Raw genomic sequence first — 11,791 nt, 5'->3', positions numbered from 1 at the left:
CGGTCATGCGCAGGTCGCGGTCAGGACGTAATGTTCATCGGGAGCCGCAAGTATGGGTCCCGGCCTGAAACCGGCTTGGTCGAGCAGCGCCAGCACGCGCGCTGTGGCCATGCGTTGCGGCATTTTGGCGCCAAGCAAGCCGGGTCCGGTCGGATCATACTCGGCGACGAACAAGCTGCTCCGCGCGGGCATCACCCGCCGGATCGCCGCCAGCATCGCGGCGGGATCATCGGCGTGATGCAGCGTGTCGGTCAGCATCACCCGGTTCGGCGCGCGCGCCAGATGATCGAGCGCGGCGGCTGGGTAGGCCAAGCCCAGCACCGGCAGCTTTGCCTGTTTGGCCTCGACGAGCAGATGGGTGCGGCTTTGCTCATCCGGCTCCAGCGCGAAAACCAGCCCGTCCGGGCCGACGATCTCCGCATAGTGCAAGGTCAGCGCGCCGATCCCCGCGCCAATATCAAGCACCACCATGCCGGGGCCGATCCCGGCATGGGCGGCCCATATCGGCGCCAAATGGCGTTTTTGCCCTTGGCGGGTGATCAGGCGGGCTAATCGTGCGGCATCGCTGTGAATTGCGTCATTCATCGACACTGTTTATCGCTCGCGTGTGAAACTTCATAGGTTGTTGATCGGATGATCCTGCATGCGACCGAACATGGCGCCGGCGCGCCGATTTTGCTTTTGCATGGGCTGTATGGGGCGGCGCAGAATCTCGGCATGATCGCCCGTGCTTTGCCCGATTGCCGGGTGATTGCGCTTGATGCGCGCAATCATGGTGCCAGCCCGCATGCGCCGGATATGGGTTATGACACGCTGGCCCGCGATGTCCTTGAAACCATGGATGCGCTTCATATCGGCGCGGCGGCTTTGATCGGGCACTCGATGGGCGGTAAAACTGCGATGATGGTTTCGCTCTTGGCGCCGGCACGGGTGCGCGCCCTTGCGGTGCTTGACATTGCACCGTTGATTTATGATCACGCCGAAACCCGCGCTGAGCTGATCGATGCGATGGCGACGCTCAAGCTCACCCCTGGCCTGACCCGCCAGCAAGCCAATGCGGATTTGGCGGCGGCGATACCGGATGCGGCGCTGCGGAGCTTTTTGCTCAATAATTTGCGTCTCAGCCACGCCGACACGCCAAGCTGGCGGCTTGATCTCGCGGCAATCCGCGCCGCTTTGCCAACGCTGACCGGCTGGGTCGATCCGGTGCCTCTGGCGCCCTTTGCCGGGCCGAGTTTGTTTTTGCGGGGGGCAAATTCGGCTTATGTGCCGCTTGATGCGCCGCCTGATGCGATGATGGCGATCCATCGGCGGTTTCCTGGGGCGGTGATCGAGACGATCCCGCAGGCGGGACATTGGTTGCATGCCGAGCAACCCCATGCGGTCAATCAGGCTCTGCACCGCTTTCTGGCCAGCGCCGGATACCCTTGTGCCCAACCCGCTGCGCGATTAAATCCCTCCTCATGAGTAACGATCCTGATACCACCGAAAATATGACGTCCGACACCGCCCATGCTGATCACGCGGCAGCGCCGGGCGAGCAACTCGGCCCCGAGGCTGAACGTGATGCGCTGCGCGATAAATGGCTGCGCGCCGAGGCCGATATGGCCAATCTGCGCGCCCGCACCCGCCGCGAGGTGGATGATGCAAGGCAATATGCGGTGCAGCGCTTTGCCACCGACATTGTCGAATCCGCTGAAAATCTGCGCCGGGGCCTGGATTCGCTGCCCGCGCCGCAGCCCGACGAGCCGGCCATTATCACCAAAATGCGCGATGGCTTCGCGGGCGTCGAACGCAGCCTGATCGCGACGCTGGAGCGCCATGGCGTCACCGCACAAGACCCGGTTGGCGCGCTGTTCGATCCGAATTTGCATCAGGCGATGGGTGAGCAGGATGAGGCCGGCACGCCGCCGGGCACCATTCTGCAAGCCTGGAGCCGCACTTGGCTGCTGAATGGCCGCTTGCTCAAACCCGCCATGGTGGTGGTTGCAAAGCAGCCGGCGGTCGCGGCGCATGGCGGTGAAGCGGCGGCCAACTCTGGTTGATCGCGTCCAAATAATTTTCTGCGCTGTGCGTCCGGCACCTTGTCGGACACGTGAAGTGTCAATACATCTGTATCATTCAACAAGGGTCGATCCTGATGCTTCGGGTCAGAATCGTCCGCTGCAAGGAGAGTAAACATGAGTAAGGTCATCGGTATCGACCTCGGCACCACCAATTCCTGCGTCGCGATCATGGAGGGCAAGGATGTCCGCGTGATCGAAAATAGCGAGGGCGCACGCACCACCCCGTCAATGGTCGCGTTTTCCGACAGTAATGAACGATTGGTCGGTCAGTCCGCCAAGCGCCAAGCGGTCACCAACCCGACCAACACGCTGTATGCGGTCAAGCGCCTGATCGGGCGCCGGTTTGAAGACCCGACGGTGGAGAAGGATAAAGGCCTAGTTCCCTACGAAATCGTTCGCGGTGATAATGGCGATGCGTGGGTTGAGGCGCGCGGGCAGCGTTATGCGCCGAGCCAGATCAGCTCGTATATTCTGACCAAAATGAAGGAAACCGCCGAAGCCTATCTCGGCGAGACCGTCACCCAGGCGGTTATCACGGTTCCGGCCTATTTCAATGACGCGCAACGTCAGGCAACCAAGGATGCCGGCAAGATTGCCGGGCTTGAGGTGCTGCGCATCATCAATGAGCCGACGGCGGCGGCGCTCGCTTACGGCATGGATAAAAAACACACCGGCACCATCGCGGTGTATGATCTCGGCGGTGGCACCTTCGATATTTCGGTGCTTGAGCTGGGCGATGGCGTGTTCGAAGTCAAATCCACCAATGGCGATACGTTCCTGGGTGGTGAGGATTTCGACCAGCGGGTGATCGATTATCTGGCGGATGAGTTCAAGCGCGAGCAAGGCATTGATTTGCGCAAGGATAAATTGGCGCTGCAGCGGCTGAAGGAAGCGGCAGAAAAGGCCAAGATCGAATTGTCCTCGTCCAAGGAAACCGAGATCAACCTGCCCTTTATCACCGCCGATGCCTCCGGGCCGAAGCATATGGTGATGAAGCTGACCCGGGCGAAGCTGGAATCGCTGGTCGATGATTTGATCGAGCGGACATTGGGGCCGTGCCGGGCGGCGTTGAAGGATGCCGGCGTTACGGCGGGTGAGATTAGCGAAGTCATTTTGGTCGGCGGTATGACCCGCATGCCCAAGGTGATCGACGCGGTGAAGCAGTTCTTTGGCCGTGAACCCGCGCGCAACGTCAACCCTGATGAAGTGGTCGCCATTGGTGCGGCGATCCAGGGTGGCGTGCTCAAGGGCGATGTGAAGGATGTGCTGCTGCTCGATGTCACGCCGCTTTCGCTCGGCATTGAGACGTTGGGCGGTGTGTTCACCCGGTTGATTGATCGTAACACCACGATCCCGACTAAAAAGAGCCAGACCTTCTCGACGGCGGATGACAACCAGACGGCGGTGACCATCAAAGTGTTCCAGGGCGAGCGCGAGATGGCGGCGGATAATAAGCTGCTTGGTCAGTTCGATCTGATGGGCTTGCCGGCGGCGCCGCGTGGTGTGCCGCAAATCGAGGTGACATTCGATATCGATGCGAACGGCATCGTTTCGGTGTCGGCCAAGGATAAGGCGACCGGCAAGGAGCAGCAGATCCGCATTCAAGCGTCTGGTGGCTTGTCAGACGCCGATATCGAACGGATGGTCAAGGATGCCGAGGCGAATGCGGCGAATGACAAGGCCAAGCGCGAGCTGGTCGATGCCCGCAACCAGGCCGATGGCCTGATCCATCAGACCGAGAAGACGCTGAAGGATGCGGGCGATGGCGTGAGCGCGCAGGATCGGGGCGAAGCTGAAGCCGCGATCAATGCCGCCCGTTCCGCGATCGAGGCGAATGAGCTGGAGGCGATCAAATCGGCCACTGATCGCCTAACCCAAGTCGCGATGCGGATTGGTGAAGCGATGTATAAGGCGCAGGCCGAAGCGGGTGCCGCTGCCCCCGGCGAGGCCGGTCCGAATGGTGAAAAGATCGTCGATGCCGATTTTGAAGATGTTGACGACCACACCAAGAAGTCAGCTTGATCGCTGATTTCACGACACTGCACCGACAAACCCCCCGGATCAGCGATGGTCCGGGGATTTTCTCTGTTTCCGTGACCCAGGACTGAGCCGCGCCATGGCGAAACGTGATTATTATGAAGTGCTCGGCGTATCGCGCACCGCTTCTGCCGATGAGTTGAAAAAAGCCTATCGCAAATTGGCGATGCAATTTCACCCCGACCGCAACGCCGGTGACAAAACCGCCGAACATAATTTCAAGGAAGTCAACGAAGCCTATGACGTCCTGAAGGATGATCAAAAGCGTGGCGCCTATGATCGGTTCGGCCATGCGGCTTTTGAAGGCGGTGGCGGGCCGGGCGCTGGCGGCGGCTTTGGCGGGTTCGGCTTTGAGGGTGGCATTGGCGATATTTTCGAGCAAATGTTCGGCGAGGCCATGGGCGGCGGTAATCGCCGTGGTGGTGGGCGTGCGCAGCGCACCGGCAATGATATTCGTGCCGGCGTTGAAATTGAGCTGACCCACGCCTTCACCGGTACCAAGGCCGAAGTGCGGGTGCCGACCCGGATGAATTGCGACGCCTGTAATGGAACCGGCTCGGCCGATAAGCAGACCAGCGCCGATAGCTGCCCGAGTTGTAACGGCTCCGGGCGGGTGCGCGCCCAGCAGGGTTTTTTCATGGTGGAGCGAACCTGCCCCACTTGCGGTGGCTCTGGCCGGGCGCTGCGCAATCCTTGCCGCGTGTGCGGCGGGGCGGGGACGGTGCCGCGCGAGCGCACTATTTCGGTCAATATTCCGCCCGGCGTTGAGGATGGCACGCGGATTCGCCTGTCCGGCGAAGGCGAGGCCGGCGGGCGCGGGGCGCCGCCGGGTGATTTATATGTGCATGTGGCGATCCGTCCGCATCCGATTTTCCAGCGTGATGGCAGCAATATTTTCTGCCGCGTGCCGCTGCGCATGAGCCAGGCGGCGTTGGGGGCGGAGATCGAGGTTCCGGCCATCGATGGCACACGGGCGCGGGTGAAAATTCCACCCGGCACCCAAACTGGCGATCAATTCAGGCTGCGCAACAAGGGGTTCTCGGTGCTGCGCAGCACCAGCCGTGGCGATATGTATATCCAGGTCGCGGTGGAAACCCCGCAAAACTTGACCCGGCGCCAGCGCGAATTGCTTGAGGAGTTTGACCGCGAAGCCGCGAGCAATGCAGCGGGCAGCCCGGAGAATGAAGGGTTTTTCTCCAAGGTTCGTGAGTTTTTCGAGGGTTTTTAGCGGTTGGTTACATTTTGTGCATCGCCGTGGCGGGCGCTGGCATGGTAGCGGCAATGACGATATATTCGGCCATCGCATGATGATCGGATGGGTCTGATTGAGCGAAATTTCTCTGACGGAGCAAAACATGTCGTTGCGCACATCGCCTTGGCTGCAATCTCTCTCCGCTTTTGCATTGCTCAGTGTGCTCGCGGGCTGTGCGGTGCCGCCGCCGATGGGGCCTACCGTCGTTGCGATGCCCGCTCCCGGCCAACCTTTTAGCAGTTTCCAGCATAATGATCAGGCGTGCCGCTATTACGCGCAGCAACAGGTCGCCGGGCAAGGGCAGGGCGCGACGCAGGCGGCTAATAATAGTGCGGCAGGCGGCGCGTTGCTCGGTGCGGCGGTTGGCGCGTTGATCGGTGCGGCGGGCGGTAATGCCGGCGCGGGTGCGGCGATTGGGGGTGGCTCTGGCTTGCTGCTCGGTGCGGCGAATGGCGGTGCGGTTGCGCAGAACGCCGCGAGCAATATCCAGGCGCAATATAACATCGCCTATAGCCAATGCATGGTCGGCAATGGCGAGCAGATGGCGGCACCACCGCCATCTTATAATTCCTATACCTATCCGTCGCCCGCTTATCCGCCGCCGGGTTATTGATCTAACGGAACCGCCTTGCGCGCGATCAGGCATAACGGGCCGATCCCGCGAGCAATTCTAAGCCTCGGTGCGGCGGATGCGACGCTTGGCATTCGCCGCCCGCGCCCAAAGCATAAGCTGATCCCGCTGCCCGTTTCGATGGTGCTGCATGCGCTGATCCTTGCCGTGCTGCTTTTCGCGGCGCATCGCGCACTCAAGCCGCCGCCCGCGCAACCGGCCATCGCCGTGGTGTTTGAGGGCACGGGCCTGACCAAATCCGCGACCAAAACCACCGCGCCACGATCCTCGCGTGAAGGCCCGCCGCAACGCGCCCTTGATACCGCACCGCCCGCAGCGCCGCCACCGGCAGCGGCGGCGCCCAAAGCGCCGCATGTGAGCCTAACCCCGCCCAAGCCCGCGCCCAGTGTTCCGCCCGCGCTCGATCATTTGCCAACCCCGATGCCCCGCATCGCGCCGCCGAACCCAACGAATCGGGCCACATTGCGCCACGCGGCGCCCCCGTATCGGATCATGCCTGGCATGTCCTTTGGCCATAGTGAAGCTGCGCCATCGCCATTTCACCGGATGCCGGGCCATTTGGCGTTGCAATTATCTCAATCTTATATGGACCATCAATCGCCTGCGATTACCTTCAAGGGCAAGGCGGGGCCGGATTGGGAGAGCGCGTTCAACAAATGGGTCAACGCGCATAAATATTATCCGCAAGCGGCGGCTGATAATCAGGAGCAGGGCAAGGTCACCATCGCGATGACGATCATGCCGGATGGCAGCGTGCGCAATTTGCGCTTGCTCAGCAGCTCGGGCGCGCCGCTACTCGATATGGCTTGGCTCGGCTTATTTCAGGGCGGCGTTCACGTGCCACCATTTCCGCCGGGTAGCCCCGCGAAGCAGGAACAAGTGATCGCAACCATGCATTTCAAATTGATCTATTAGGTCACGTGGCGAGCATCGGGTCGCGTGATGCTGACTTAAGATCAGCAGTATGGATGTCATCAAATCTTCATCTGATTGACCTCGCTTTGTGTGGAGCGGTGGCCTAGATGCTGCGAGCGCGGCATTACGAAACTTTTCGTAATGTGGAGATGTAACCTGCTATCACTAGGGAGATAGATCATGCGATCTGATTTAAAATTGAAGAGTTCAATCCTTCTTCGCGTTGGCGCAGCGGCGCTTCTGATCGCTGGCATTGGCGCTGGCGTCGCCCAGGCTGCCACCCAATTGACGGGTGCAGGTTCGACCTTCGACTATCCGTTCTTCTCGGCGGCCTTTTACAAATACTCGGCGCTGCATCACGACATCACGGTGAATTACCAGTCGATTGGTAGTGGTGGCGGAATTCAGCAATTCTCGGCCGGAACTGTCTCGTTCGGTGCCAGCGACGTGCCGATGAATGCGGGTGAGCTGAAGAAGGCCGGTTTCCCGATCGTCCAGGTGCCGGTTGCGCTGGGTGGCGAGGGCATTGGCTATAATTTGCCAGGTATCGGCAAGGGGCTGCATATGGATGCTGCCGTTCTGTCGGATATTTATCTTGGTAAAATCACTAAGTGGAACGATCCAGCAATTGAGAAGCTCAACCCCGGCGTGAAATTGCCGAACATGGCGATCACCGTAGTCCATCGGTCGGACGGCTCGGGCACAACCTACATCTTCACCGACTATCTCAGTCATGTGTCGTCTGAATGGAAGACCAAAGTGGGTGCGGGCAAGGCTGTCTCCTGGCCAGCGCCGAGCAGCATTGGCGGCAAGGGTAACGAGGGTGTGGCCGGGCTGGTCAAGAACACGCCCGGTTCGATCGGTTATATCGAGCTCGCCTATCTTTTGCAGAACAATATGCCTTACGCCCTGCTTGAGAATCGTGCGGGTCATTACCTTTATCCGTCGATCAAGACCGTAGCCGCCGCTGCGGCGACCAAGCCGAACGTGTCCTCCACCAACTTCTCAATTGTCGACTCGTCCTGCGCGGAATGCTATCCGATCAGCGGCTATTCGTGGGGTTTGCTGCGTAAGCATTATGCTGACGCGAAAACTGCCAATGAAATCAAGACGCTGTTTACGTGGTTGTCGACCAAGGCCCAGCCGATCGCTAAGACGATTGACTATGTGCCGCTGCCCGCAAATGTTCAACAGATGGCGGTCAGGAAGGTCAAGGAGATCAACTGATTAATTGATCCATGCCGGGGAGGGGTCTGCCTTCCCCGGCTTTAGGGTAAAAAGATAAGATGTCGGATATAGTGACGTTGCCAGAGTCAACCCCGCCCGTGCTGATTGCCCATCAGTCGCGGGATATCGGTCAGGGAGTGTTTCGATTGCTGCTTTGGGCAGCATGCGCGTTATTTGGCATCATGTTGACTGGTTTGGTGTTCACCCTGATCGAAGGATCTTGGGACTCCATTTTAACTTTTGGTTTTCGGTTTTTATGGACCACAGTGTGGAATCCGGTCACCGGTAAATTTGGTGCCGCTGCATTTATGTACGGGACTTTCGTCACCTCACTCATGGCGCTGCTCTTTGCGGGAACCATCGGGGTGATTAGCGCAATATTTCTGGCCGAATTTGCACCCCAGCGCCTGTCAGGTCTGCTGGGCGTGTTGATTGAAATGCTGGCGGCGGTGCCAAGCGTTGTGTTCGGTCTCTGGGGTTTGTTCGTGCTCGCGCCACTTGTGCAAAATTACATCGGGCCGGTTTTCCAGGACACGCTCGGATTTTTGCCGCTTTTCCAGGGCACAATTTACGGAGTCAATTATTTTACTGCGGCGCTGATCCTCGCTTTGATGATCGTCCCAACAATCATGGCAATCACGCGAGATTTGATCATCTCAACGCCGAGTTCGGTTCGCGAATCCGCACTCGCGCTTGGCTCGACGCGCTGGGAGGCGGTGACGAAGGTGGTGCTGCCCAACTTGCAGAGCGGTATTTTCGGCGCGTTCATGCTGGCCCTTGGCCGCGCATTGGGCGAGACGATTGCAACGACCATGGTCATCGGCAACCGTCCGGCGATTTCTGCGTCTTTATTCGCACCGGGTTACACAATCGCTGCTGGCATCGCTAATGAGTTTACCGAAGCCACATCGCAGATTTATCTAAGTGCATTGGTGGAGCTTGGCCTGATGCTGTTGATTCTCAGCGTGGCGGTGAATGCTGTCGGTCGTTTGTTCCTTCGCTCGATCAAGCGCCGGACAGGGGAAGCCTAAAGGAATGTCGTTGATAAATAGCGGATCAATCGAGCAACAGCGCAAAATCATCAGCGGTTTCTGGACCGGACTTTCAGCGGTCGCGAGTATTATTGTGGCCGGCGCGCTGATATTCATTGTTGGCTATGTTGTTTATCAGGGGATTGGCTCGATTAATATTCCGTTCCTGACCGAAGTGCCGCACCCGATTGGTGTGCCGGGCGGTGGTGTCGGTAATGGTATCGTTGGCACCCTGATTATCGTCGCGATCGCCGCAATCATCGCGATCCCCATGGGCTTTTTGATTGGGATACATATAAGCTTCTTTGGCTCATCAAAGTTAAACGAGGCGATCCGATTCTCGTCCGACGTTTTGGCCAGTGTGCCGAGTATTACGATTGGTATCTTTGCCTATGTTGTGTTTGTGGCACCGTTTCACCATTTCTCGGCATTTTCTGCGTCATTCGCATTCGCCGTGCTGATGATGCCAATCGTGATTCGCACCACAGAATCGTCGTTGCAGACCGTGCCGCGCGAGATGCGCGAGGCGGCCATGGCCTTGGGCGCAAATGAGGTGCAAGCATTGTTTCGCTGCATTTTGGTCGCTGCCCGTCCTGGCATCATGACAGGGGTTATTCTCTCCATCGCGCGGGTCACCGGCGAGACGGCACCGCTGTTGTTCACGGCCTTCGGTAGTCAGTTTTGGGAATTTAATCCGACCAAGCCAATGGGTGAACTGTCGCTCCAGGTTTTTACTTACGCGATTTCTCCCTATCAGATTTGGCATAATCAAGCTTGGGGTGGTGCTCTCGTGCTGATCTTCACGGTTCTTACTCTGAGCGTTTTGTCGCGACTGTTGTTTCGGAGGCGCGCTTGATAGCTTAAGACGGCGGCGATGCGGCCAAGTCGCGGCGCACCCTCGATGACGCGGTATCGAGTTTATGTTTTTGGCGAAAAAACTATTTTTTGATTGAAATTGCCGTCTTGAGTCGGGCGGTGATCATTTCGACCGGGGTTTGCAGGCGTGAGAATCGCATCGCGCGCCGGGTGCGCTGGCCGCCTTCGCCGTGCAGATGCAGGATCAGAACGCTCAACGTGACCCGTGCATCGGCAATCTCATCCCAGCGATAATGGTCGTTCTGATCGCGCAAACCGCGCAACGACACGCCATCCGGGGTGAGAAGTGCCCTGATCCGCACCGCGCGATCCTGATGATAGCGCCGCCAATCGCCGATGGCCCCGGCCACCACCAGGGCGGCGGCAATCGGCAGTAACAGTGCCATGGCGGTCAGAAACAGGCTTTTCGCGCCGATATGCACAAACATGATCGGCCCGCCGAGAGCGATCAGCACCATCAGCGCGACAACAAGGTAAGGCGGTGATGGGGCTGGCGCGCCTGCCCAGACTTCCAGCACCGCTAGGCCCGTGTCACCGGCGCGCTGTGCCTCCAGCTCTGCTTCATGCTCATCCATGGGCCGCTCCTATCGCAGCCGCCCTTATCTTGTCGATCACCCGATTATCCCCGACAGTATGAACATGGAGTCGCAAGCCCCCCCAACGCTCTCGCTCCGCGATTTGTTCTCTGGATTTTTTGCTGCCGGCATTTCTGGCTTTGGTGGGGTGTTGCCGTTCGCCCGCCGGATCATGGTCGATCAACGGCGCTGGCTGACTGATGCGGAGTTCGCGGATTTATTCGCCCTTTGCCAATTTCTACCCGGCCCCAACATTGTTAATCTATCGGTGGCGTTCGGGGCGCGCCATCGGGGGATTCCCGGTGCCTTCGCCGCGCTCACCGGCCTGCTCGCCGCCCCGATCACTATTGTGGTCACGCTCGGCTTGCTATTCGAGCGCTATGGCAAATTACCCCTGGTCCATCATGGTCTCGAAGGTCTTGCCGCCGGGGCGTCCGGGCTGATCCTGGCCACGGCGGTCAAAATCGCCACACCCTCTTTGCGCCATATTGCCACCATCGCGGTGGTCGCACTTGCTTTTACCCTGTTCGCCATTTTGCATTTTGCCCTGCCGGTGGTGATATTAATCGCTTTTCCCGTCTCGATCCTGGTCGCGCGCGGGCGCACGCCGTGATGGTGCCCCCCTTGATGGTCCCCGCCTTGATGGTCCCCAGGCGATGATCCTGCTCACCTTGGCATTGCTGTTCGCCGAATTATCGCTGCTCGCCATCGGCGGTGTTGCCAGCACGCTGCCGGCCATGGCGCGCGCGGTGATTGCCCATCATTGGATGACCGCGCCGCAATTCGCCGCCTTGTTCGGTGTTGCGCAATCAAGCCCCGGCCCGAATATGCTGATCGCGACGCTGATTGGCTTGCATGTGGCGGGGCTGCCCGGTGCGGCGGTCGCCACGATTGCGATGATCGGCCCGTCCAGCACGCTGACTTATGCGGTCGCTGGTTGGTGGCATCGGTTTCGGGAGGCGCGCTGGCGACGCATTTTGCAAAACGCGATCACGCCGGTCACTGGCGGCCTGTTGCTCGCTGCCGCCTCGGTATTGCTGCGCGCCGCCGATCATGATTGGCGCGAAGCGCTGATCTCGATGGCGGTGTTTCTCGCAGCGACTCTGCGGCCCAAACTCCACCCGCTCTGGCTGCTGGCCGCCGCCACAATCCTGGGCGTCCTCGGTTTCGCCTGATGATCG

13 protein-coding genes are annotated in these 11,791 nt (G+C 59.5%); 11 read left to right on the top strand and 2 right to left on the bottom strand.

Translation table 11 applies throughout. From position 1 onward, the window contains the following. Positions 1 to 3: 3 nt before the first annotated feature. Positions 4 to 585 carry a class I SAM-dependent methyltransferase gene (locus tag ACYUCQ_RS03140; RefSeq protein ID WP_460253046.1) on the bottom strand — a complete coding sequence of 194 codons (582 nt, stop codon included), beginning with the start codon at positions 583 to 585 and terminating at the stop codon, positions 4 to 6. A gap of 48 nt (positions 586 to 633) precedes the next feature. On the opposite strand from ACYUCQ_RS03140, the gene ACYUCQ_RS03135 reads away from it, so the two are divergent. The 9 genes from ACYUCQ_RS03135 to pstA all read left to right on the top strand — a co-directional run bounded on the left by ACYUCQ_RS03135 (position 634) and on the right by pstA (position 10,015). Further along, a complete protein-coding gene (locus ACYUCQ_RS03135; RefSeq protein WP_460253045.1) occupies positions 634 to 1,467 on the top strand; it encodes an alpha/beta fold hydrolase in 834 nt (277 codons plus the stop codon). Beyond that, on the top strand, positions 1,464 to 2,045 hold the full coding sequence (locus ACYUCQ_RS03130; protein WP_460253044.1) for a nucleotide exchange factor GrpE: 582 nt from the start codon (positions 1,464 to 1,466) through the stop codon (positions 2,043 to 2,045). The genes ACYUCQ_RS03135 and ACYUCQ_RS03130 overlap by 4 nt, the downstream gene beginning before the upstream one ends. Positions 2,046 to 2,180: 135 nt before the next feature. Continuing rightward, complete coding sequence (gene dnaK / locus ACYUCQ_RS03125; protein WP_460253043.1) at positions 2,181 to 4,088, top strand: molecular chaperone DnaK; 1,908 nt, start codon at positions 2,181 to 2,183, stop codon at positions 4,086 to 4,088. A 94-nt stretch (positions 4,089 to 4,182) separates the two neighbouring features. Next, on the top strand, positions 4,183 to 5,331 hold the full coding sequence (gene dnaJ / locus ACYUCQ_RS03120; RefSeq protein WP_460253042.1) for a molecular chaperone DnaJ: 1,149 nt from the start codon (positions 4,183 to 4,185) through the stop codon (positions 5,329 to 5,331). A gap of 127 nt (positions 5,332 to 5,458) precedes the next feature. Further along, positions 5,459 to 5,968, top strand: a complete 510-nt coding sequence (locus ACYUCQ_RS03115) for a glycine zipper family protein (protein ID WP_460253041.1) — start codon at positions 5,459 to 5,461, stop codon at positions 5,966 to 5,968. A 15-nt stretch (positions 5,969 to 5,983) separates the two neighbouring features. After that, on the top strand, positions 5,984 to 6,901 hold the full coding sequence (locus ACYUCQ_RS03110) for an energy transducer TonB (RefSeq protein WP_460253040.1): 918 nt from the start codon (positions 5,984 to 5,986) through the stop codon (positions 6,899 to 6,901). A gap of 180 nt (positions 6,902 to 7,081) precedes the next feature. Further along, positions 7,082 to 8,128 (top strand): phosphate ABC transporter substrate-binding protein PstS, encoded by a 1,047-nt coding sequence (gene pstS, locus ACYUCQ_RS03105; RefSeq protein ID WP_460253039.1) that lies wholly within the window; start codon positions 7,082 to 7,084, stop codon positions 8,126 to 8,128. Between the two features lie 182 nt (positions 8,129 to 8,310). Beyond that, positions 8,311 to 9,159 carry a phosphate ABC transporter permease subunit PstC gene (gene pstC / locus ACYUCQ_RS03100; protein ID WP_460253038.1) on the top strand — a complete coding sequence of 283 codons (849 nt, stop codon included), beginning with the start codon at positions 8,311 to 8,313 and terminating at the stop codon, positions 9,157 to 9,159. Then, positions 9,104 to 10,015, top strand: a complete 912-nt coding sequence (gene pstA / locus ACYUCQ_RS03095; RefSeq protein ID WP_460253037.1) for a phosphate ABC transporter permease PstA — start codon at positions 9,104 to 9,106, stop codon at positions 10,013 to 10,015. Before pstC ends, pstA begins: the two co-directional genes overlap by 56 nt. Positions 10,016 to 10,097: 82 nt before the next feature. On the opposite strand, the gene ACYUCQ_RS03090 is transcribed toward pstA, so the two are convergent. Continuing rightward, a complete protein-coding gene (locus ACYUCQ_RS03090; protein WP_460253036.1) occupies positions 10,098 to 10,610 on the bottom strand; it encodes a hypothetical protein in 513 nt (170 codons plus the stop codon). Here ACYUCQ_RS03090 and ACYUCQ_RS03085 point away from each other — a divergent pair. Beyond that, a complete protein-coding gene (locus ACYUCQ_RS03085; RefSeq protein WP_460253035.1) occupies positions 10,609 to 11,223 on the top strand; it encodes a chromate transporter in 615 nt (204 codons plus the stop codon). The genes ACYUCQ_RS03090 and ACYUCQ_RS03085 overlap by 2 nt on opposite strands. A 43-nt stretch (positions 11,224 to 11,266) precedes the next feature. Next, on the top strand, positions 11,267 to 11,785 hold the full coding sequence (locus tag ACYUCQ_RS03080) for a chromate transporter (protein ID WP_460253034.1): 519 nt from the start codon (positions 11,267 to 11,269) through the stop codon (positions 11,783 to 11,785). Positions 11,786 to 11,791 lie beyond the last annotated feature (6 nt).

The sequence above is a fragment of the Acidiphilium sp. MT5 genome (assembly GCF_054767495.1).
Note: the sequence above shows the minus strand (reverse complement) of the source record. Positions and strands in the feature narration are given on the sequence as shown.